The sequence below is a fragment of the Erwinia phyllosphaerae genome (assembly GCF_019132875.1).
Classification (GTDB): domain Bacteria; phylum Pseudomonadota; class Gammaproteobacteria; order Enterobacterales; family Enterobacteriaceae; genus Erwinia; species Erwinia phyllosphaerae.
This window is the reverse complement of record NZ_JAHSPF010000002.1, coordinates 132249-154140: the sequence shown is the minus strand read 5'-3', so window position 1 is coordinate 154140 and position 21892 is coordinate 132249. Positions and strand designations below refer to the sequence as shown.

The 21892-nt window shown below is 54.7% G+C and carries 17 protein-coding genes; 11 read left to right on the top strand and 6 right to left on the bottom strand.

The genetic code is table 11. The annotated features are described in order from the left end of the window. Positions 1–282: 282 nt before the first annotated feature. Genes KUE00_RS03945 through KUE00_RS03920 form a run of 6 tightly spaced genes read left to right on the top strand, consistent with a single transcriptional unit; the run spans position 283 to position 11272 of the window. On the top strand, positions 283–2103 hold the full coding sequence (locus tag KUE00_RS03945) for a glycosyltransferase (protein WP_246758231.1): 1821 nt from the start codon (positions 283–285) through the stop codon (positions 2101–2103). Further along, positions 2100–3449: a DUF3131 domain-containing protein gene (locus KUE00_RS03940; protein ID WP_246758229.1), complete on the top strand. Its 1350-nt coding sequence runs from the start codon at positions 2100–2102 to the stop codon at positions 3447–3449. The genes KUE00_RS03945 and KUE00_RS03940 overlap by 4 nt, the downstream gene beginning before the upstream one ends. Positions 3450–3490: 41 nt before the next feature. Then, entirely contained in the window at positions 3491–4996 is a 1506-nt protein-coding gene (locus tag KUE00_RS03935) for a DUF3131 domain-containing protein (protein ID WP_246758655.1), read from the top strand. After that, the gene (locus KUE00_RS03930; RefSeq protein ID WP_246758228.1) at positions 4981–6381 is read left to right on the top strand and encodes a DUF3131 domain-containing protein; all 1401 of its coding nucleotides are present in this window, start codon (positions 4981–4983) and stop codon (positions 6379–6381) included. The genes KUE00_RS03935 and KUE00_RS03930 overlap by 16 nt, the downstream gene beginning before the upstream one ends. Before the next feature lie 8 nt (positions 6382–6389). Next, on the top strand, positions 6390–9074 hold the full coding sequence (locus KUE00_RS03925; protein ID WP_246758227.1) for a response regulator: 2685 nt from the start codon (positions 6390–6392) through the stop codon (positions 9072–9074). Then, positions 9071–11272: a glycoside hydrolase family 2 protein gene (locus tag KUE00_RS03920; protein ID WP_246758226.1), complete on the top strand. Its 2202-nt coding sequence runs from the start codon at positions 9071–9073 to the stop codon at positions 11270–11272. The genes KUE00_RS03925 and KUE00_RS03920 overlap by 4 nt, the downstream gene beginning before the upstream one ends. Positions 11273–11373: 101 nt before the next feature. Here KUE00_RS03920 and KUE00_RS03915 read toward each other — a convergent pair whose 3' ends face one another. Beyond that, positions 11374–11967, bottom strand: coding sequence for a short chain dehydrogenase (locus KUE00_RS03915; protein ID WP_246758225.1), 594 nt, complete (start codon positions 11965–11967; stop codon positions 11374–11376). A gap of 99 nt (positions 11968–12066) precedes the next feature. Between KUE00_RS03915 and KUE00_RS03910 the strand changes: the two genes are divergently transcribed. Continuing rightward, positions 12067–12960, top strand: coding sequence for a LysR family transcriptional regulator (locus tag KUE00_RS03910; protein ID WP_246758224.1), 894 nt, complete (start codon positions 12067–12069; stop codon positions 12958–12960). A gap of 103 nt (positions 12961–13063) precedes the next feature. Here KUE00_RS03910 and KUE00_RS03905 read toward each other — a convergent pair whose 3' ends face one another. Both KUE00_RS03905 and cueO read right to left on the bottom strand, forming a co-directional pair. Continuing rightward, positions 13064–13378 carry an HVO_A0114 family putative DNA-binding protein gene (locus KUE00_RS03905; protein WP_246758223.1) on the bottom strand — a complete coding sequence of 105 codons (315 nt, stop codon included), beginning with the start codon at positions 13376–13378 and terminating at the stop codon, positions 13064–13066. A gap of 4 nt (positions 13379–13382) precedes the next feature. Continuing rightward, positions 13383–15059 carry a multicopper oxidase CueO gene (cueO, locus tag KUE00_RS03900; RefSeq protein WP_246758222.1) on the bottom strand — a complete coding sequence of 559 codons (1677 nt, stop codon included), beginning with the start codon at positions 15057–15059 and terminating at the stop codon, positions 13383–13385. Positions 15060–15251: 192 nt separating this feature from the next. Between cueO and KUE00_RS03895 the strand changes: the two genes are divergently transcribed. The 3 genes from KUE00_RS03895 to speD all read left to right on the top strand — a co-directional run bounded on the left by KUE00_RS03895 (position 15252) and on the right by speD (position 17400). Then, entirely contained in the window at positions 15252–15599 is a 348-nt protein-coding gene (locus tag KUE00_RS03895) for a YacC family pilotin-like protein (RefSeq protein WP_246758221.1), read from the top strand. A gap of 106 nt (positions 15600–15705) precedes the next feature. After that, positions 15706–16563, top strand: coding sequence for a polyamine aminopropyltransferase (gene speE, locus KUE00_RS03890; protein WP_246758220.1), 858 nt, complete (start codon positions 15706–15708; stop codon positions 16561–16563). A 27-nt stretch (positions 16564–16590) separates the two neighbouring features. Then, entirely contained in the window at positions 16591–17400 is an 810-nt protein-coding gene (speD, locus tag KUE00_RS03885; RefSeq protein ID WP_246758218.1) for an adenosylmethionine decarboxylase, read from the top strand. 31 nt (positions 17401–17431) lie between these two features. On the opposite strand, the gene KUE00_RS03880 is transcribed toward speD, so the two are convergent. From KUE00_RS03880 to dtnK, 3 genes are read right to left on the bottom strand one after another with little or no spacing between them, the layout of a single operon-like run. After that, complete coding sequence (locus KUE00_RS03880; RefSeq protein WP_246758217.1) at positions 17432–18193, bottom strand: DeoR/GlpR family DNA-binding transcription regulator; 762 nt, start codon at positions 18191–18193, stop codon at positions 17432–17434. A gap of 6 nt (positions 18194–18199) precedes the next feature. Continuing rightward, positions 18200–19156, bottom strand: coding sequence for a D-threonate 4-phosphate dehydrogenase (locus KUE00_RS03875; protein ID WP_246758654.1), 957 nt, complete (start codon positions 19154–19156; stop codon positions 18200–18202). Positions 19157–19172: 16 nt separating this feature from the next. After that, a complete protein-coding gene (gene dtnK / locus KUE00_RS03870) occupies positions 19173–20447 on the bottom strand; it encodes a D-threonate kinase (protein ID WP_246758653.1) in 1275 nt (424 codons plus the stop codon). Between the two features lie 291 nt (positions 20448–20738). Here dtnK and KUE00_RS03865 point away from each other — a divergent pair, with 291 nt between their 5' ends. Beyond that, a complete protein-coding gene (locus KUE00_RS03865; RefSeq protein WP_246758216.1) occupies positions 20739–21884 on the top strand; it encodes an iron-containing alcohol dehydrogenase in 1146 nt (381 codons plus the stop codon). The last annotated feature ends 8 nt before the right edge of the window (positions 21885–21892 follow it).

The following is a 21892-nucleotide window of genomic DNA, read 5'->3' as shown; positions in this document are numbered from 1 at the left end:
GATAAGGAAAAAGCGCGTTTACCACGTAAAGAAAAGTGTAGACACGTTGCGATTTAAGTCACGCAGCCGCCATGAAAATAAAAAAATATTATAAACACCAATATAACAGTCGGTTAGAAGACAACCATGAATCATTGCCTTTACGTATCTTGCAATAGCCTTTACACAAACTATGATTCCAGTTAACAACAACTTAAGTAAACACCTTCATACAGATTACTGTTTTTATTTCATCAGGTGAAAAAGCATACAACGGCCCTATCAGACAGAGACCGGACGCCAATGGATCACTATTTTTCACGTTTTGAGCAGCGCCGCCCGCCCGACCCCTTGTCCACGCCAGCATGGGTGGTAAAAGCGTGGCAAATTCTTGCCGTAGCCGGATTGATTCTGGGGGCCAACTACATCCGCTGGCGCTGGACGGCTTCACTGAATATGGACGCCTTATGGTATGCCGTGCCGCTGGCTATGGCGGAAACCTTCGCCTGGTTCGGAACGCTGTTGTTTACTATCAATATCTGGCAGGAAAAAGATCCTCCGCGCTTCTCGGCGCCAGAAGATATTAACGATTGCCTGCAGCCTGAGGATCAGGGTGAATCCCGCCCGCCGAAGGTAGATCTGTTTATTGCCACCTATTCGGAAGATCCGGAGCTGGTCAGGCTTTCTATTCAGGACGCGCTGAAAATGCGCTATCCCGGCAAAATCATTTTTAAGATCCATGTTCTTGATGACGGCAAGCGGCCTGAAATGCGCGCGGTCTGCGAGCAGGAATGCGTCGGCTATATTAGCCGTGAGAATAATATCGGCTTCAAGGCGGGCAATATCCGCAACGGGATGGAGCAGACCGACGGCGACTTTCTGGTTATTTGCGATGCCGATACTCGCGTATTTCCCACGCTGCTGGCGAATACGCTCGGCTACTTCCGCGATCCGGACGTTGCCTGGGTACAGACGCCGCAGTGGTTTTACGATCTGCCTGAAGGAGAACGCTTCGCCAGCTGGCTGCGTCGTCGTGCCGGACTACCGGGCTATCTTTTCGGCCGTTTGACCGAGGGCGTATTTGGTCGTCTGACCGTCGGCAGCGATCCTTTTTTTAACGATCCGCGCATGTTTTATGATGTGATCCTGCGGCGGCGCAACTGGGCTAACGCGGCATTCTGCTGCGGAGCGGCCTCCATCCATCGACGTGAAGCAGTTATGCAGGCGGCACTGCGCAGCTACGTTTTTACTGTCGAAGAAGAAATTGCACGCTATACGCGCGATATCAGCGATGAAGAGACGCGGGCCGCGTTGAGTATGGCGATGCGTCCCCACGTAATTAACGACACCGAACTAACGCCGTATAAATTCCATGTTTCCGAGGACATTTATACTTCTATCGTGCTGCACGGCGACAGCGGCCGTCGCTGGCGGTCGGTGATGCATCCCGGTATTGAATCTAAAATGCTGTCGCCGCAGGATCTCTTAACCTGGATGATCCAGCGTTTTAAATATGCCGCTGGCTCGCTGGATATTCTGTTCCACGATAAAATTTTCAGCCGTCGGCGCTTCAGGCTAAGCCTGGGGCAAACCCTGATGTACGGCACTACCTTTTGGTCCTATCTTGCCTGCATCTGGAACACGGTTTTTCTCATTTCTCCGCTGGTTTACCTTTTTACCGGTATCCCACCAGTGTCGGCCTATTCCACGCCTTTTTATCTGCATTTTTTGCCGTTTTTTATCGTCTCCGAGCTGGCCTTTATGTTCGGCACATGGGGCATTTCCGCCTGGGATGGACGCTCATCCTACCTGGCTTTTTTCTCTGTCAATTTGCGTGCGCTAAATACGGTGCTGCGGGGAGAAAAGGTTAAATTCCACGTCACGCCAAAAGAGCGGCAGTCCGGCCGTTTTCTCTATCTGGTCAAGCCGCAGCTGGCGATTGTCGCGCTGACGCTGCTGGGGCTTATCTGGGGCGGCATTCAGGTGGCGCGAGGCAACGTCGATGACCCGTCGGGTTATGTGATTAATATCTTCTGGGGAGCGGTAAATATTGCTGCCATGATGCCAATGATTATGGCAGCCATGTGGACGCCGCCGACCGTGCAGGAGGCGGGTCCCGTATGAGCCTGAAAGCCGGTATTCTCAGCGCCCGCAGCTATCTGACTATCCTGATCGGCTTTCTGCTCGGTTTTGCCATCGTTTTGTGGGTAGAAAGGCAGATGCCTACACGGGTTGAAACCTCTGACGGTATTGTACTGAGCAAAAGTTTTCCTCCTTTGCCGCAGCCGCGTGAGCTTACCTTCGACGAGGCCGTCTGGGCGCGCATCGCCTGGCAATATTTTATCAACAACAGCCAGCCCAATGGCCTGGTAAATGCCGAAGCGGCTAAGCCCTGGCTAAGCCTCTGGAGCACCGGCAGCTATCTGCTGGCTACGATTGCGGCGTTTCAGCTACAGATTATTCCCGCAGACGAATTTGACGACCGGATTACCTCTGCCCTTGCCTCCCTTGGCGAACTGCCGCTTCAGCCTGAAGGATTGCCTGCCGCCCTCTATCATGCGGATACGCTGTTGCCGATCGCCTCACCCAATGGCAATGTCGGTTCAGCCATTGATATGGGTCGCCTGCTGATGCCGTTGCAGATCTTACTCTGGCGCTATCCACAGCACGCCGTTGAGGTCAACCAGCTACTGGCTAAGTGGCAGCTTGCCGCGCTATTGCAGAGCAGCGGGCCGCAAGGTGCCAGCCTGCCCGTTAACCGCTGGGTTATTCGTACTGACGATCCGCGCAGCAGCTACGGCTACCGGCTTTATGCGGGTAGCGTGCTGCGGCTGATCAATGCCGCTGCCGGTCTCGCCGTTAGCCAGCCGCCGGATGGCCTGAAAATGATAGAGATCGACGGCTATGCCATGCCGGATGAAGGCATACGGACGCCGTGGGGAAAACAGCCCTCTCTGGTCAGCATGCCTTATCTGCTTAGCGGTCTGGAACAGGGTTTCGATGCCCGTAGCGGAGAGATAACCTGGCGTCTGATGCAAATCCTACAGCAGCGCACCGGCAAGCCGGAAAATGAGGGTGAAATCAATGCGGATTACGCCGAGCAGGCGCCCGATTTTGCCAGCGCCCTGCCGGGCAGTCAGCCGCAGCAGGAGGACAATAATCATGCAGGCGAAGCGCTTACCGATCGTGCGCTTGTCTCTACCCGTTCCGCTTTTGCCTGGTACGCTCTGTTTCGCAACCACTGGAGCGAAGCGCTACGGCAGCAGATGCTGCCAATGATAGAACCGGGAAAAGGCTGGAAAGCGGGCTTCAATCCCGACGGCAGCATGAATTCTGCTGTGAATGCCGACACTAACGCAATGGTGCTGGAAAGCCTCTCTTACATTGCCCATGGCCAACTACTTTGCCTGGGCTGCCCTGCTCCGGCGTCAGCCGTTATAAGCCCGCAACAAGGAGTCGCTTCTAAATGAAATTATTATGGCTTCGTCAAACCCGTGCAGGCCTTTTGCTGATGCTGCTGATGCTGGCGGCACCTGCGCTACAGGCGGCGATAAGCCTGCCCGCTTCCGATTATAAAGTTCGACATGGCGAATTAACGCCGCGTGAAATGAACATAGCAAGAAATGCCTGGGCCTATTTTATTGCTAACTACCAGCCCACTACCGGGCTGGTGAATGCGGTAAACAAATATCCTTCTACCACCATGTGGGATAGCGCGTCCTATCTTGCCGCGCTGACCGCAGCAAGAGAGCTGGGCATTATTGATAAAGCGGAGTTCGACCGCCGCTTTTTGCAGTTTATGGCCACGCTTAACAAGCTGGTGCTGTTTCAAAACCAGGTGCCTAACAAAGCCTACAACACCATCACGGCCCAAAAGGTGAACTACCTGAACAAACCGGGCGAGATTGGTTTTTCCGCTATCGATATTGGCCGCATGCTGCTCTGGCTGAAGATCATCAAAGAACGCTATCCGGAACACGCTAACAACATTGATAACGTAGTGCTCGGCTGGGATTTCACCCATGTGGTGGATGACTGCGGAACGCTTTATGGCGCTTATCTGGATAAAGATAAGCAGCCGCAGTATGTCCAGGAAGGCCGTCTCGGCTACGAAGAGTACGCGGCGGCAGGCTATCAGCTGTGGGGCTTTTCCACCTGTCAGGCAAGTCGGCCAGAACCCTATGCCCTTGCGGATATCTACTGCGTGCTGGTGCCCTACGATTCCCGCGACTCACGCTTAACGAATCAGCATAACTATGTTGTTACCGAATCCTATCTGCTCCACGGGCTGGAAATGGGCTGGGACGACAGTGAAGACCGCTCGAACAGCCCTAACAATTTCAGCCATCCCTGGATGAAGAATTTTGCCGATCGCGTTTATCAGGCGCAGGAAAATCGCTACATGATTACGGGGACGCTGACCGCGCGATCGGAACATCAGCTCGATAAGCCACCCTACTTCGTTTACGACACCGTTTACAGCGACGGCTACAACTGGAACACCATCACCGATAAAGGCCAGTATGTCCCTAATGTGGCGGCGGTATCGCTGAAAGCAGCGCTCGGCATGTGGGTTCTATGGGACTCGCCTTATACCGATCGTCTGTTTGATGCGATTGAAAATGCCGATGAAAAAGATAAAGGCTATTACGAAGGGCTGTATGAGAACGGCGACGGGCCAATCAAAGAGTTTACCGCCAATAATAACGGCATCATGCTCGAAGCACTGCTGTTTAAAAAAGAGGGCAAGCTGCTGCGCTTTAATAGCAACGATCCTCGCAAGAGCGACTATGCGCCCTCGATGTGGGAGAAACGTCTGGTCGACACCTTTGAAGAGAACAACGGCAAACGCAATCGCCCGTTTCTTAGCGTGACGCCTGGCATTAAAACCTGGTGTGAGCAAAGCGGAACCGCCGTGCGTACGGCACCATCCTGCCGCGCCTGCAAGTGCGCCCGCTGTGACAGCCAGGCGCCCGTTAAACTGCCGCCGGTAGCCACCTCATGCCTAAAACAGTAACGCGTGTCGTTATCCTGCTGCTGGTGTTGCTGGCGGCGGCTGGCTGGCTGCTGGCGCGCCAGGACGCGGCGGGCTGGCGCTGGCTGGTGAACGGCGGATGGCATACCACTGCACGAATGGGCAAGCTGAATACGGAGGAGCAACGCTGGGCAACCATTGCCTGGCGCTATTTTGAAAATAACAGCCAGGCGGGCAGCGGGCTGGTAAACGGAGAAGATAAGCGGCCGGTCGCCAGCCTGTGGCAGATGGGCGATGTTCTTATTGCCCTGACCGCCGCACGGCAGCTCAACCTGATAGACGATGCCGCCTTCGACCAGCGCCTGACGCTGCTGCTCGGCACGCTGAACCAGATGCCGCTAACCCCGGCCAAACTGCCTAACCTGCTTTATAACACGCAAACGGTGAAGATGGTCGGCTATGGCAATACGCCGCAGGTGATTGGCTGGTCGTCCCGTGATATTGCCCGGCTGCTGATGGCGCTGCGCATCGTCGCGGCTTTTCATCCGGAATACAGCGAATACCTGGAGCGTACTCTTCTGCGCTGGGATTTTTGCCGACTCGTGGATGATAAAGGCCAGCTTTACAGCGGCCAGATGCAGGATAAAAAGCTGATTACCCGTGCAGAGGGTCGGCTTGGCGACAGCGAATACAGCGCGGCAGGTTTTGGCCTGTGGGGATTTGCTAATCAGCAATCGCTACGGCCTCCCGCGCAGCACGTCATCATTAACGGCCTTGCACTTGATATTGATGCGCGCGATCCCCGCACGACCTGGACGCCATCCGCTATCACCACCACGCCGTATGCCCTGAGCGGCATAGAGTATGGCTGGGAATTACCGGGCGCGGATCGTGACGTTATCAACCTGCTGCGCCAGCGCGCCAGCAACGTTTATCGCGTGCAGGAAATGCGCTGGGAAAAAGAAAAAATTCTGACCGCCCGCAGCGACTTTTCTATCTCTGCGCCACCGTGGCACGTTAACGACACCATTTTTGCCAACGGCTACGCCTGGAACACGCTGTCGGACGAGGGCAAATGGGTACCGCGGCTGGCTCAGGTTTCGACCCGGGCCGTGTTCGGACTCTGGACGCTATGGGACACGCCTTTTACCGATGCGCTAATGAAAATGACCCGGCTACAAAACGATCCCGCTCGCGGCTGGTTTGAAGGCCGCGTGGAAGCTACGGGCAGCTATAACCGCGCTATCACGCTTTCCACTAACGCTATGGTGCTGGAAGCGCTGTTTTTTAAAAGCAATATGGGGCCGCTGCTCCGTCACGGTGAAATCTCTGCGCAAAGCTATTTTCGGCGGCAGCTGGACGACCCTTTTACCGCACCGCAGCGCTGCTTTCCAGTGGTTGCCAGCACCGCTGATGCCGCAGATTAGGAGAGACTATGCCTGAAGTTCAGTTACCTCAAGCGCTTGATTCGCTGCGCGCAGCAGTACTTATGTACGATGCCAACGAGCGGTTAACCGCTTACAACAAGCAGGTAGTACGCTTCTATCCGGGAATAGAGGAGCGTCTCTGCCTGGGGATGACGCTGACGCAGATAGCGGAAAATTTTATCGCTTCGGTCTACATGACGGAAAACGACCAGCGCAAACAGGATATGGTGGAAAACCTGGTGAGTCGCTGTCGGCTTGATAATCACAGCGAAATGCGGCGCATCGGTAACCGGAAAGTTTTTGTGCAGCACAACCGCACGCCGCAGGGCGGCATCGTCAGCCTGCATATTGATATGTCCGGCTTTGAGCTTATTAACGAGTCGCGCCAGCAGCTGCACGAGGATTTTGTTCTGGCCGCAGAATCGACACAAATTGGCATCTGGGACTGGCAGCAGGATAACGACCTGTTACAGGTTAACGACGCCTTACTCAACATGCTTGGCTATCCGCGTGAAACCTGGCACTACAGCTCAAGCTTACTTGATACGCTGCTTCATCCTGAAGATCGTGAACCGCTTCAGCGGCTGTTTGCCAGCGCCAGTAATTCGCAGCTGCCTATCTTTGAAAGAGAGATCCGCTTACTTCACCTTAACGGCGAATACCGCTGGATGCTGCTGTCAGGCCAGGTCGCCAGCGTCACGGTAGAAGGCGGTACGGCACGGGTTATCGGGACGCTACAGGACATTACCAAACGCAAAGAGGCGGAACAGCTCTCTTTGCAGGCGGTGGCCGCCGCGCGTGCCGCTAACGAAGCGAAAAGCGCTTTTCTTGCCAATATGAGCCATGAAATTCGTACGCCGATGAACGGCATTCTTGGCATGACCCAGCTCTGTCTTGATAACCCACTGACGGAAGAGCAGCGGGAATATATGACGCTGGTTTATCACTCCGCCCATACGCTGCTGCGCGTTATCAACGATATTCTGGATTACTCGAAAATCGAAGCGGGTAAAATCGAACTGGATGAAGAAGAGTTCGAAATACGCCCTTGGCTTCAGTCGGTGATACGCCCACTGCTGCCTTCCGCGTCGGAAAAAAATATAGAGTTGTTAATACAGGTTGCTCCAGAAGCGCCGCTCAAACTTCTGACGGATACCGTTCGCCTGCGCCAGGTATTAACCAACCTCGTCAGTAATGCCCTGAAATTTACGCACACCGGGGAAGTGGAGCTTTCGGTCACCTCCGAACAGCCGCATCGCTTAAAATTTCAGGTTCGCGATACCGGTATTGGCATTCCCAAAGAGAAACAGCAGATTATTTTTGAGTCTTTCAGCCAGGCTGATACGTCCACGACGCGAAAATATGGCGGTACGGGACTTGGCCTGACCATTTCGGCGCGGCTGGTCGAGATGCTGGGCGGCGAACTCAGCGTCAAAAGCGAGCCCGGCCAGGGTAGCGTGTTCAGCTTTAGCCTGCCCGTCGCGGTACAGAGTGCCGCTGAACCGCTGAAGGCCTCACCGCCTTTAGCCAGCGTTCCCGTATTGGTCATTGATGATAATGCCACCAACCGGCACTTAATGAGCGATATGCTGCGGAATATGGGTCTGAAGCCCACGCTGGCGGAGAGTGCCGAGGCGGCTCTGGTCTTGCTACAGCAACAGCCTGATTTCCCTCTGCTTTTGCTGGATGCGCAGATGCCGGTAAAAGACGGAATGACGCTGGCCCAGGAGATAAAAGCGACGCCGGAGCTGGCGCACTGCCAGATTATTATGCTCAGCTCCATGAGCCGCCATATGGATGCGGAGCAGATGAAGCGCATCGGGATCACGCATTTTCTGAGTAAGCCAGTCGACCAGCGGGAGCTTTATGAGGCGATCCTGGCCGCGTTACGGCTACAGCCAGCCTCCTTGTCCGCCCCTTCGCCCGCCGCGCCCTTAACGGTGGCACGCGGCACGACGTTACGCATTTTGCTGGCCGAAGATAATCTGGTGAACCAAAAGCTGGCAACGCATTTTCTGACCCGCCTTGGCCACGAGTTCGCGGTTGCCAACAACGGTCTTGAAGCCCTGGAACTGCTCGATACTACTCGCTGGGATCTGATTCTGATGGATTTGCAAATGCCGGAGATGGATGGCGAGCACGCCACTCGCCTGATCCGCGACCGCGAAGCCCATAATCCGTCTCGTGCCCACCAGCGGATTATTGCCATGACCGCGCATGCGATGAAAGGCGATGAGGAGTTTTGCCTGACGCACGGCTTTGATGGCTATATCGCCAAGCCAATGAGCATGGAGATTATTCAGGCTGAAATAAACCGGGTAATGGCGCTGCCGCTGAAAGAGAGGGAGCCAGAGGCCTTGCCGGACAGGCAAACGTTGATTGCGCAGCTTGGGATCGACGATGCGCTGCTGGATGAGCTTCTGACGCTTTTTGCTACCGAGCTTCCTGAAAACATCGCCCGGTTAAAAGAGGCGCTGGCCGACGCGGACCGGGATCGGATACGACGGCTGGCACATAAGCTACGCGGCGAAGCTTCAGCCTTTCGCTTTCAGGTACTGACCGTGCTGCTTCAGCAAATCGAAACGGCGGCAGAACAGGAAGCACCTCTGGATGGCGCAGCCTGGACCGCGTCCTTAACACCGGCGGTAGAAGCTGTTATGCGCCAGCTGGACGATCTGCAGGAGACGCCATGACCCGTAGCCTTATAGCTTTGATTTTTACCTTTTCCGCCACGGTCGCCGTTGCGGTGGAAACGCCTCAGACATGGCCGCTGGGTGGAGAATGGCGCGCGCATGATGGTAACGACCCTGCTTTTGCGGGCTGGCGGGGCAGCGATAAAAACTGGCGGGAACTACGGGTGCCGGCCAACTGGTATAGCGCAGGCTGGGATCACCAGGGGGCGCTCTGGTATCGCACAGGCTTTACCGTCCCGAAACTAAGGGGCCAGCTGGCCACGCTGGAATTCGACGGCGTCGATTATTACGCCGACGTCTGGTTCAATGGCCACCAGCGTGCGCATCATGAAGGCTATTTTCAACGGTTTGCCGTGGACGTCAGCCAGGAGATGCGCCGTCACAATCAGCTGGCGGTACGCGTCGACAGCCCGTTTGAAGATCCCCAAAAAAACTGGCCGCTACGAAAAAACCTGATGAAAGGCATCCTGACCCAGCACGATTCACGGCCCGGCGGGGCATGGTCGCCACAGGGGCAGGATGCTAATTCCGGCGGGATCTGGGCACCGGTACGACTGCGTCTCAGCCGTGACGTTGCCATTGATAATCTGATTTTACGGCCCGACTGGTCGCAGGGACTGGCGCATCCCCAACTGCGTGCGGAAGTCGTTTATCGTGCACCGGCTGAAAAAAAGGCCGAGCTATTTTTGACGGCGCGACCTGATAATTTTTCGGGAAAAAACTATCAGCTACGTCAGCCGGTAACCTTACAGGCAACCGGGGACGTAACGCAAAGGATCACCCTGCTTCTTCCTATGCCAGGGGCGCATCTCTGGTGGCCTGTTGGCTACGGCAAGCCGAACCTTTACCAGGTCAGCGCAACATTACGTGATAAGAAAGGCGTACTCGATCGCCGCAACAGCAGGACAGGGCTACGCCAGGTCATTGAGCAACCCGAAAATAAGGGCTGGCTTGTCAACGGACAGCGCATGTTTATTCGGGGCACTAACTATATCGGGTCGCCCTGGCTGGGCACCATGACGAAACAGCGTTACGCCCGTGATTTTGACCTTGTCGAAAAAATGAATGCTAACGCTATTCGGGTACACGGCCACGTAGCAGGCCGCGCGCTTTATCAGGCTGCGGACGAGCGCGGATTATTAATCTGGCAGGATGTGCCGCTGCAATGGGGCTATAACGACAGCAAAGAGTTCGCGGATAATGCCGTCAGGCAAACCCGCGAAATGATAGAACAGTTTGGTAACGCTCCGGCCATTGTAGTCTGGGGAGGACAAAATGAGCCGCCGTTTAATTCGCCGTGGATGCAAAAGCGTTTTCCGGACTGGAATAAGGATCTTAACCGTAATTTAATGCAGCGCGTGGCGGATACGCTGGCTGAGGATCGCAGCCGTATCGTGCACCCTTTTTCGGCCGTGGAAGAACATTACTGGGCCGGATGGTATTTTGGCACCCTTAATAACCTGCTTGAACCAGCAAAAACGGCTACCATTACCGAGTTTGGCGCGCAGGCGCTGCCAGCGCTCTCCACGCTTAAAACCATTATTCCCCACCGCGACTGGTGGCCAGCAACCACGCAGCCCGCCGATCCAAAATGGATCAGCTGGAAATACCATAACTTTCAGCCTATCCAGACGTTTAAAAATGCCGGGATCGCTCGTGGGGAAAACATTCAGAGTTTTATTGCTAACACGCAGCGGTATCAGGCCCTGCTGGTGGCGCTGTCGGCAGAAAGCTATCGTCGGCAACGCTTCCAGCCGGTGACGGCGCTGTTCCAGTTTATGTTCGTTGAAACCTGGCCCTCCATAAACTGGGGAGTGGTCGATTATCTGCGTCATCCTAAACCCGGCTACTTTGCGCTACGGCGCGCCTACCAGCCGCTTCTGCCCTCAATCGATCCCGTCACCACGAGCTGGAAAAAGGGAGAAGCCGGGAAAGTTAACCTCTGGATAATTAACGACACGCCCAAAAACCATCATCACAGCAAGCTGGTATGGCAAATACGACAAGCTCAGAAGATGCTGGCTAAGGGAGAACGAAAGGTGCAGATCAAGCCCGACTCCGGAGAAAAAGTTGTGGAGCTTCAGGTGATACCGACCAGCACCGTACCAATGATTATTTACAGTAAAATTGTTGATGCGAGCGGACGGAGAATAGCTGAAAATCAGCTGACGCTTCCGCTTGTTGCGGAAAAGCAGTAACGGCGAAAGTTGCGGTTCTGGATAGCCCGGCGCGATTTTTTAGTGCCTGACCGCCTGGCTTATTTCCCCGCAATTTCCTCCGCAAGCGGGAAGAAAGCTTTCTACCAGACGCGATAAACCTTTCCGCTATCAATACCTTCCAGACTGCGTCGATAGGCCAGGGCAACGCGGCTGGCCGACGCGCTTTCGAAACCGGGAAAAAACGGGCCATATTTATCCAGCGCTTCGGTCAATACCGTTGGGCTGACTGCGTTAATCCGGAAATCCAGCTCGTTTGCCGCTGCCAGAACAAATCCCTCCAGCGCGGCGTTTACCGCTGTCGCGTTAACGCCGGTACGGATGGGATGTTGCGTCAGAATACCTGTGGTCAGGGTAAAAGAGCCGCCCGCATTCAGATACTCTTTGCCAATCAGCACCAGCCGCACCTGCCCCAGCAGCTTATCCTGCAAGCCAGCATTAAACTGTTCGCTGCTCATCTCTGACAGCGGCCCGAAATGCACGCCGCCGGTTGCCGCGATAACGGCGTCGACCTTGCCGCTTTTCGCAAACAGCTGCTTTACGCTGTTTTCATCCGTTAGATCGACCTGTAAATCGCCCTGCGTTTTACCCACACATATGATTTCATGATCTCTCTTCAGATCTTCAACAATCCCGCGCCCGACCGTGCCGCTCGCGCCAATCACCATGACCTTCATTTTTTATCCTCCGCTTTCACCAGATTCCATACTGCAATATTGCAATTAAGGGAAAAATGGCCGAAAACTTTAAAGATAAAAAACCTGAGGTTAGGAATAATGAATAAGCTGCGCTGGATGGAAGTCTTTGTCGCCGTTGTTGAGAATGGCAGTTTTAGCGAGGCGGCAAAGCAGCTGGATATCTCATCGGTCATGGTGGGGAAAATGGTAGCGCAGATGGAAAAAGCGCTACAGACCAGTTTATTGCAGCGCAATACCCGTCGTCAGGCCCTGACGGAAGCCGGTCACGCCTGGTATGAAGAGAGCCTGAATATGCTGGCGGCAATGCGCAGTGCAGAAAATCGTCTTGAAAGCTTGCGCCGTTTCCCGGCCGGAAGCCTGCGCATATCGGCTTCGACCACGCTTGGGAGCTGCACCATTGCGACGCTGTGCAGCGAGTTTCAGCTGCATTTTCCCGCTGTGCATATTGAGCTGGAGCTGAGCGATCGCTTTGTGGATCTTACCGCAGAAGGTTTTGATTTTGCCTTCCGCATTGGTCAGTTGCCTTCAGACAGCCCGCTGATTGCGCGCCACGTTGGTGACTATCGTATGGTGATTGCTGCCGCGCCGTCTTATCTGGCAAAGCACGGCACGCCAGGAAATCTGGCCGATTTGGCAAGCCATCGCTGCCTGCGTTACAGCAACTGGAACAAGCGCAACGCCTGGCGCAGCGATGACGGACTTATCTGGCCAGAGAACGCAACATTTAGCTGTAACGATGGCCAGGCTCTGCGCCGCGCCGCACTTTCCGGAGCCGGACTGCTCCTGCAACCCGCTATTTTACTGGCGGAGGATATCAGCAGCGGCCGCCTGATCTCACTGCTGGAAAGTGAATTGCCTGCGCCACGCCCCGTTTCCCTGCTTTGGCGTCAGGATTTGCATGCCAGCGCTAAACACCGCAGTTTTATTGACTGGATACTGGCACGCGTCCCGGAAAGGCTGGAAAGAAAATAAAACGTGCTGTTGCCTGCCGATATAAAAGCGCAAACAGGACTGCGGCAGCTACCGTCACAAAACTGTCTGACAGGAAGACCGTTCCTGTCGTAAGGTAAAGTGTTCAGGCAGCGCTGCGTTCAATCATAAAATCAAATTTGATAGCGTCGAAGGGAAAAACAATTTTACCCTCTTCCAGGCAAATGACGTCTGCCGCAAGTAAATCCTGCACATCACGATAAACCGCTTTAAAATCTCGATTTATCCGGCGCGCCAGCTCCCGAATAGACATCGCTTGCGCACCAGCCATCGTATGAAGAATGGCGAGCCGGTTCGGTGCCAACATCACCTTTGCCAGTTGCTCAATTGAACTAAAACTATGCACAAAAGGCTCGTCAGCTAACTTGCCGGACATGACTGAAATAAAGTTATTTTTCATTATGCTACGCGCTCACCGTAAAACCGAGCATCATGCCGGTGTCTTCATGCTCCAGCAGATGGCAGTGCGCCATATAGGCCCTTTCTCTGTCGGCCAGATGATTAAAGCGCACCAGCACTTCACTACGCCAGCCCTCCACGCGCACCGTGTCTTTCCAGCCGCTGCGGTGCGGCGCTGGCGGTTTGCCGTTTTCGGAAATAATGCGGAACTGCGTGCCGTGAATATGAAACGGATGCAGCATTTCGTCACCTTCGCCGGAAATCGTCCACTTTTCCGTAATACCCTGTTTAACGTCGAAAGAAGGCTTATTCATATCGAAGGCAACACCATTGATTTTGTTGCCGCTATGAAAATCATATGGCGCGGCAGGCTGAGAAGAACCGGCGCCGGACGAGTTCATTGCATGGCTGTCGCCGTTCATTCCGGCCATTGGCTGAGAGGCGTTATCTTTTATGCCGGACATGGCCTGAGAAGCATTATCCTTCATGCCGGACATCTCGCCATGCATGCCGTCCATCGATTCATTGTCGTGCGCATCGCCGCTCATTCCGGCCATCGCCGTACGGCCATATTTCTCCATCAGCGCCAGCATGCCGCGACGATCCAGCTCCGCATCCATCGACAGCTGTAGCCAGCGGTTTTTCAGGCCATCCTGCGGCGGCAACGGCGGCACCTCTACCAGCTTATCCGGCAGCGAACCGCTGGCCATCACCTGAAGGGGCTGAATGCTCAGCAGCGGCAACGGCTGGTCGAAAGGTGCCAGCGTCATGCCCATTTGCCGCACGGGCAGCGTTTGTAGATCAAAAGGCTTACCGTCCAGCGTATCCACCAGCACTTCAAAACGCTCGCCCGGCATCATTGACAGCTCGGTTAGCTTGACGGGCTCGCTTAACAGGCCACCATCGCTGCCGATAACGTAAAGCGGGCGGCGATCGCAGGTCGTGATGTTCAGCGAACGGGCGTTACAGCCGTTCAGTAATCTCAGGCGTAACCAGCCGCGCGGGACGGCATGCTGCGGATAAATTGCGCCGTTGGTCAGCATAGTGTTGCCAAACCAGCCGACGGCCGCGCTCATTATATCCAGCTCGTAATCGATCTTGCCGTCGTGCAGCCTTTTGTCCTGCATGATGACCGGAATATCGTCGATGCCCCAGATTTTCGGCAGCAGCAGCTTTTCCGTCGCGTCGTCTTTCACGATAACCAGACCGGCCAGGCCTTGCGCGACCTGATAGCCAGAACGGCCATGCTGATGCGGATGAAACCAGCAGGTTGCACCGGGCTGATCGGGCGTAAAACTCACGGTTCGCGTTGCGCCAGGCGCAATTTGTGCCTGCGGGCCGCCATCCACTTCGCCCGGCAGTTCAAGCCCGTGCCAGTGCACCGTCGTCGCTTCCGGCAGATGGTTACGCAGGTTCAGCGTCACCGGTTTGCCTCGCTCCAGCACCACCGCCGGCCCCAGCAGGCTGCCGTTATAGCCCCAGGTTGCGACTTTCTGCCCCAGCCAGCTTGTGCTGCCCTGCTGCGCGGTAAGATTCATTACGCCACGCGCGTCCGGCGTCAGTAAAGCGGGTATCGGCAGCTCCGGACGCTGTTGCGCCGCCATCAGTGAACGGCTCCATAGCGGCAGCGCGCTGGCCGCGCCCAGCGCTGTAGTCAACTTTATAAACTCACGACGTTGCATCAACTTTTCCTTTACTGGCCAGTTATCGTTGCAGCATAAACCTTTCCCCGGCGGGAAGGTCAAGTTTCGTGGCTCATCGGCAGGCACTCCCGCAGAAAAAAAGTCCTCTATGGATATTTCTCTGGTGAAATTGACTGTCGCCAGGCGGTAACTGTGCTAACGTCAGAGTATTGTTATCAGTTGAGTACAATTATGAAGAAAAGCATTAAGGCTCTGTTGTTACTGGGTCTGTTTGGCTTCTCATCGACAAGTTTTGCGCTGAGCGAGTCGGAAGCGGAAGATCTGGCGGATCTGACCGCCGTCTTTGTTTATCTGAAAAATGACTGTGGCTATCAGGCTCTGCCAGACGATCAGATTCGCCGCGCGCTGGTCTTTTTTGCCCGACAAAACCGTTGGGATTTAAGCAATTACAGCACGTTCAATATGAAATCGCTGGGCGCGGACAGCTATCGCGATTTAAGCGGTATCGCCGTTCCTAATGATGCCAAATGCAAATCACTGGCCCGCGATTCGCTTAGCCTGCTCGCCTACGTGAAATAACCCCCGCCTGCTTTTTCAGCTTATAATTTGACCGTGCAACCACGGTCAGAGTTAGCTATGATATCGCCCCCATTTTTGTGGCTGTAATAACCAGGAGAGCCTCGTCATGGCTGATAACGAGATGTGGCATGAAACGCTGCATACCGGCTTTGGGCAGTATTTTGCTGTCGATAAGGTATTGTATCGCGAACAAACCGATCATCAGGATCTGGTCATTTTTGAAAACGCCGCGCTGGGCCGCGTGATGGCGCTGGACGGCGTGGTGCAAACCACCGAGCGCGATGAGTTTATCTATCATGAAATGATGACGCACGTGCCGCTGCTGGCGCATGGCGCAGCAAAACGCGTGCTGATTATCGGCGGCGGCGACGGCGCAATGCTGCGTGAAGTCAGCCGCCATAAGAACATCGAACAGATTACGATGGTAGAGATTGATGCTGGCGTGGTGACGTTCTGCAAACAATATCTGCCCAACCATAACGCAGGCGCTTATGACGATCCGCGCTTTCGCCTGGTGATCGACGACGGCGTCAACTTTGTCAGCAGCTGCAACGAAAAGTTTGACGTGATCATTTCCGACTGCACCGATCCTATTGGGCCTGGCGAAAGCCTGTTCACCTCAGAATTTTATGCAGGCTGTAAGCGCTGCCTCAATGAAAACGGCATTTTTGTCGCGCAGAATGGCGTCTGCTTTCTCCAGCAGGATGAGGCTATCAACAGCCATCGCAAGCTGAGCCACTACTTTGGCGATGTCAGCTTCTACCAGGCGGCGATCCCGACCTATTACGGCGGCATCATGACCTTTGCGTGGGCAAGCGACAACCCGGCGCTACGCCAGCTGGATACGGCAACGCTTGCGGCTCGCTACCAGCAAGCTGGCCTGACCTGCCGCTATTACAATCCGGCGATCCATACTGGCAGCTTTGCCCTGCCGCAATATCTGTTGAATGCGCTGGCCGACTGACCGCGCATTTTAAGGGGGTGAACGAAATTGCAAAAGCTTAAACTACATGGCTTCAACAACCTGACGAAAAGCCTGAGTTTTTGTATCTACGATATCTGTTATGCGAATACCGATGCGGAGCGTGACGGATACATTGCGTACATTGATGAGCAGTATAATGCTAACCGCCTGACGGAGATCCTTAGCGAGACCTGCTCGATTATTGGGGCCAACGTGCTGAATATCGCGCGTCAGGACTATCAGCCGCAGGGTGCCAGCGTTACTATTCTGGTCAGCGAAGAGCCGATCGATCCAAAAGATATTGATAATTCAGAACATCCTGGCCCGCTGCCGGGTTCGGTGGTTGCGCATCTGGATAAGAGCCATATTTGCGTGCACACCTATCCGGAAAGCCATCCGGAAGGCGGCCTTTGTACTTTCCGCGCGGATATTGAGGTTTCGACCTGCGGCGTGATTTCGCCGCTGAAAGCGCTGAACTATTTAATCCACCAGCTTGAATCCGATATCGTTACCATCGACTACCGCGTGCGTGGTTTTACGCGCGACGTCAACGGCGTGAAGCACTTTATCGATCATGAAATCAATTCGATTCAAAACTTTATGTCGGAAGATATGAAGTCGATGTACGACATGATGGATGTGAACGTCTATCAGGAGAATATCTTCCATACCAAGATGCTGCTGAAAGAGTTCGATCTGAAACACTACCTGTTTAACACCAGACCGGAAGACCTGACGCCGCAGGAGCACAAGCGTATTACCGATCTGCTGTGGAAAGAGATGCGGGAAATCTATTACGGACGCAATATTCCGTCTGTTGGCTTTAAAACGCTGTAGGTTTTGCGAACGGGCCGCTGACGGCCCGTTTTTACTTTGCCAGCGTCAGCGTAAAAGGCTGGCCGCTGAGTTCCTGCACTTCCTTCTCGCCCAGCTGCTCGTCGGTAATGATATCGGTCAGATTTTGCAGCGGCGTTGCGCAAAACAGCGACCACGATCCATATTTGCTGCTGTCCGCCAGTAAAACTTTGCGGCGCGCATTGGCCAGCAAATCCTCTTTCAGTCCCGCTTTTTCCTCGGTCGGCGTGGTAATGCCCTTTTCCAGACTCCACGAGTTACAGCTGACGAAAGCCACATCCGGATAGATATTGCGCAGCAGCCTGCGGCCATGCTCACCGACGCAGGACTGGCTGGAATCGTCAATCCGTCCGCCAATGATAGTGACTTCAATCTGCCTGAACTCCGACAGAAACAGCGCGATATGCAAATCTGCCGTAATCACGCGCAGCGGCAAATGCGTTAACTGACGCGCCAGTTCCAGCATAGTGGTGCCCGCGTCCAGCACGACGGAATCGTTAGCCTTCACCAGGCCGGTGGCCGCTATGGCGATAGCCTGCTTTTCCGTCAGGTGACGCTGCATTTTCTCAAGCGTGGTAGGCTGCGCGGGAATAAAACGGTTAAGCGTAACGCCGCCGTGCGTACGGCTGATTACGCCTTCCTGATCGAGCTTGATGAGATCACGCCGAATCGTGGCTGGCGACGCGGATATCGCGGCAACCAGCTGATCGACGGTAACCAGATTATGACTTTTCAGATAGTCCATAATCTGGTCGAGGCGACTTTGTCCCTTCATATATCCTTATGCAAGCTGCATCGCTAGCTGAATGGAAATCGCCATGCTCTCAGACTTCGCTTTACCTGTCCAGGCAATATCAAACGCCGTGCCGTGGTCGGCCGAGGTGCGGATAAACGGCAGGCCAGCGGTGATATTGACGCCGTCGTAAAAGCCCAGCAGCTTCAGCGGGATATGTCCCTGGTCATGGTACATCGCGACCACTATATCGTACTGCCCTTCATAACATTGCAGAAAGACGGTATCCGGCGGACAAGGGCCAAACACGTTGATGCCCTGCTCCTTCATCGCCTTAACCGATGGCCCGACGATGGTTATTTCTTCGTCGCCGAACAGGCCGTTTTCGCCCGCATGGGGATTAACGCCAGCGACCGCGATACGCGGTTTCTCGTAGCCAACGCGCTTGAGGAAGGTTTCTGCCATACCGATTACCGTTTCCACGCGCTCGCGGTTCAGCGTATCCAGGAACTTACGCAGCGCGATGTGCGTGGTGACGTGGATGACTTTCAGCCTGTCGGTATAAAGTACCATCGCGTAGTTTTTAGTGTCGGTCAGCTTCGCCAGCAGTTCAGTATGGCCCGGATAAAGATGGCCAGCGGAATGCAGCGCTTCCTTGTTCAGCGGCGCGGTAGCAATCGCCTGAACTTCGCCCGCCAGTGCCAGTTCGGTCGCGCGTTTCACACAGCGCCAGGCTAAATCGCCCGCCGCGACCTGGACCACGCCAGGCTTTAACGCGGCGGGATCGGCCAGCGGCTCGTCAATAATATTGATAATGCCTGGCGCAAAATGCGCGTCGGCCACGCTGTTTAATACCCGTAGTTCTGCCTGCGGCGTAATACCTAATGCCATAATGCGCTGCAGCGTACTGGCGCAGCCCACTACCACGGCTGACGCGCCGGACAATGCTCCCTCGGCCAGAGATTTGATGATAATTTCCGGGCCAATCCCTGCCGGATCGCCCATAGTTACGGCTACAACTTTATTTTGCCTCACTGTACATCTCCTCTATATAGCAGATAGCTTCACGCAATATGTTTTCACTGCCAAACCCGCCTGCTTTGGTAATCACAGGAAGATCGTCAATATCACTTTGAGTAAACGTTCCCCAGGGGATGCAGGGTGCAATCTCTCCGGCAATGCGGTAGCCCTGCGCGTTGAGAATTCGGGCAACGGCAATAGCGATATCGCCGCCCGTCAGAAAGAGGCTGCCAACCTGCGCCCGGTCCAGAATAGCCAGCGTCAGCTCCGCCAGCCGCTGGCTAATGATTTCGCCCAGCGCCTGCCTGGTCAGCTGCCACTGCTCACACAAAGTATTAATTTGTTCCCTGTCACGCTCGTCGCGGCAGGTTCTCAGCACACAGTGCTGGCGCTGATGCAGTATGCGGGCGGCAATCCCGGCCAGTTCATCCACCTGCCGATGCGGTTCGCTACCGAGCAAGGCCTGCACCTCAATATCAACAATCCGTAGATTTTCCTGCTGGCTAACGCAGGCAACCTGGCGCCGTGTTGCTTCGCTCATCGATCCGGCAACAATGAGCATTGGCAGTTTTGCGCGCGCCGTAAGGTAAGCAGAGCAAGGTAAGGCATTGGCCAGACCTGCCGCGCCCGCCAGCACATAACGACAGTCAAGACGTACCGCAGCCTGAGCCACAGCCTGCAAATCTTCTTCGGTTACGGCATCGACAACGACGAGGGTTGGCTCATCTTTGGCCAGCAGTTTTAACGTTTGATCAAGGTCTGGTGAGCGAACCTGCTCAAGATAAAGCTCCTGTACCTTCAGGCTAGCCTGCTGCGCCAGAAGATCGGCAATGCGAGAGGTGGCTACCGGCGTTTTAGGATCGCTGGCGAATTCGGTTTGATGAACAGGGATCTGGTTTACCAGACAGTGTCCGTTCAGGGTTACTCTTCCTGCGGCAGGGATGGCGGCGGCCACGATAGCGATACGGGCATGCACCGCCTGCATTGCAGCCGCGATTTCCGCGCCCACGTTACCGCGAAAAGTGGAATCTATTTTTTTATAAATTAAAGGTGCGTCCATGGCTGAAAGCAGCCCGGCAATTGCTTTACTGACCCGGTTCGCCGCCGTCAAAGCATCACAGGCACGGCTATCCGTATTGACCACAATAACGTCTGCGTGCCTGTTATAAGCGCTCCCATCGCGGAGCAGAACATCAGTACGGGCACCCTTTTTGGCCAGCTGCACGCCGGTATCGTTAGCGCCAGTGAAATCGTCGGCTATCACTAACATCTTCATCGCATAGGATCCTTTTTTACTGGAGCAAGGCGAGCATTGCGCCTGGCTACCCATGATGTCAGCAACGGCATTCATAACGCGGTCGTCATCCGGGCCTTTATCTTTATCGATTATGCAGGCCTGTCAGTATTAACACACCGCAAATTGATTATACTCAATCATAATTGATTATATGTGAGCACGATCAAATTAATCAATATCGATTTGCCCTATAAATTTACCAGGCCTTGCTCAACACTGACGAGCAAATGACTAAATATAATCAATTCACTCATCAGCAGGACAGGACGCATGACCATCAACAGCACCGTGATTAGTGGCTATCAGACGCTTAACGACATCGGCTATCTGCTACAAAACCATCAGCACGTACTGCTGGTGACGGATAAGAACATCGCTGGCATCGCAGCGGTACAACAGCTTATCGGGCAGCTTCGCAGCACAACGACGCTGAGTATTGTGGACACCGTTCCGCCGGAGCCCAGTCAGCATGACGTGGCAGCCGTTGTAACTTCGTTACAGGTACAAAACGTGGATCTGGTGATTGGCGTTGGCGGCGGTAGCGTGCTGGATGTTGCCAAGCTGCTTTCCGTGCTGTGCTGTACCGGTGCGCCTTCGCTGGATGCGCTGTTAGCGGGCGAAAAACCGCAGCGCCGCACTGCTTCTTTATTAATACCTACGACCGCCGGAACAGGTTCCGAAGCCACGCCGAATGCGATTCTGGCAATCCCGGAAAAGGAAACCAAAGTCGGCATTATTTCGCCCGTGATGCTGCCGGATTACGTCATTCTTGCGCCCGAACTGACCACCAGCATGCCGGCGCATATCGCATCTTCTACCGGTATTGATGCGCTCTGCCATTTAATTGAATGTTTTACCGCCACCGTGTCGAATCCGGTCAGCGACAACTATGCGCTGATCGGCCTGAAAAAGCTGTTTACCAGCCTGGAAACGGCAGTGGCCGACCCGAAAAACCTGGCGGCGCGTCTCGATATGCTGTGGGCTTCTTACTATGGCGGCGCGGCTATCGCCCATGCGGGAACGCATCTGGTGCATGCCATGTCCTATCCGCTTGGCGGCAAATACCATATTCCACACGGCGTGGCGAACGCCATTCTGCTGGCACCGTGCATGCGCTTTGTGCGCCCTGCCGCCGTCGGCAAATTTGCTCAGGTCTATGACTTACTGCCGGACGCGGATGCTTCGCTAAGTGAAGAAGAGAAGTCCGTGGCGCTGGTGGACTACTTCGCCGCGCTGGTAAAGCGCCTGAAACTCCCCGCCAGCCTGGATGAGCTGGGTATCAATGCCGACCACCTGCCGTACCTGGTCGAAGCCGCGCTGGACGTACAGCGCCTGATGAAGAACGTTCCTGCCCCGGTTAGCGCCAACGACGTCCGCAAGGTCTACCTGACGCTGTTCCCGGCCCTGAATCACTGACAAATTAC

Excerpts from the sequence above, each read along its gene's own strand:
- KUE00_RS03945 (WP_246758231.1), top strand. The coding sequence starts at position 283 with ATGGATCACTATTTTTCACGTTTTGAGCAGCGCCGCCCGCCCGACCCC.
- KUE00_RS03940 (WP_246758229.1), top strand. The coding sequence starts at position 2,100 with ATGAGCCTGAAAGCCGGTATTCTCAGCGCCCGCAGCTATCTGACTATC.
- KUE00_RS03935 (WP_246758655.1), top strand. The coding sequence starts at position 3,491 with ATGCTGCTGATGCTGGCGGCACCTGCGCTACAGGCGGCGATAAGCCTG.
- KUE00_RS03930 (WP_246758228.1), top strand. The coding sequence starts at position 4,981 with ATGCCTAAAACAGTAACGCGTGTCGTTATCCTGCTGCTGGTGTTGCTG.
- KUE00_RS03925 (WP_246758227.1), top strand. The coding sequence starts at position 6,390 with ATGCCTGAAGTTCAGTTACCTCAAGCGCTTGATTCGCTGCGCGCAGCA.
- KUE00_RS03920 (WP_246758226.1), top strand. The coding sequence starts at position 9,071 with ATGACCCGTAGCCTTATAGCTTTGATTTTTACCTTTTCCGCCACGGTC.
- KUE00_RS03915 (WP_246758225.1), bottom strand. The coding sequence starts at position 11,967 with ATGAAGGTCATGGTGATTGGCGCGAGCGGCACGGTCGGGCGCGGGATT.
- KUE00_RS03910 (WP_246758224.1), top strand. The coding sequence starts at position 12,067 with ATGAATAAGCTGCGCTGGATGGAAGTCTTTGTCGCCGTTGTTGAGAAT.
- KUE00_RS03905 (WP_246758223.1), bottom strand. The coding sequence starts at position 13,378 with ATGAAAAATAACTTTATTTCAGTCATGTCCGGCAAGTTAGCTGACGAG.
- cueO (WP_246758222.1), bottom strand. The coding sequence starts at position 15,059 with ATGCAACGTCGTGAGTTTATAAAGTTGACTACAGCGCTGGGCGCGGCC.
- KUE00_RS03895 (WP_246758221.1), top strand. The coding sequence starts at position 15,252 with ATGAAGAAAAGCATTAAGGCTCTGTTGTTACTGGGTCTGTTTGGCTTC.
- speE (WP_246758220.1), top strand. The coding sequence starts at position 15,706 with ATGGCTGATAACGAGATGTGGCATGAAACGCTGCATACCGGCTTTGGG.
- KUE00_RS03880 (WP_246758217.1), bottom strand. The coding sequence starts at position 18,193 with ATGAAGGGACAAAGTCGCCTCGACCAGATTATGGACTATCTGAAAAGT.
- KUE00_RS03875 (WP_246758654.1), bottom strand. The coding sequence starts at position 19,156 with ATGGGCGATCCGGCAGGGATTGGCCCGGAAATTATCATCAAATCTCTG.
- dtnK (WP_246758653.1), bottom strand. The coding sequence starts at position 20,447 with ATGAAGATGTTAGTGATAGCCGACGATTTCACTGGCGCTAACGATACC.
- KUE00_RS03865 (WP_246758216.1), top strand. The coding sequence starts at position 20,739 with ATGACCATCAACAGCACCGTGATTAGTGGCTATCAGACGCTTAACGAC.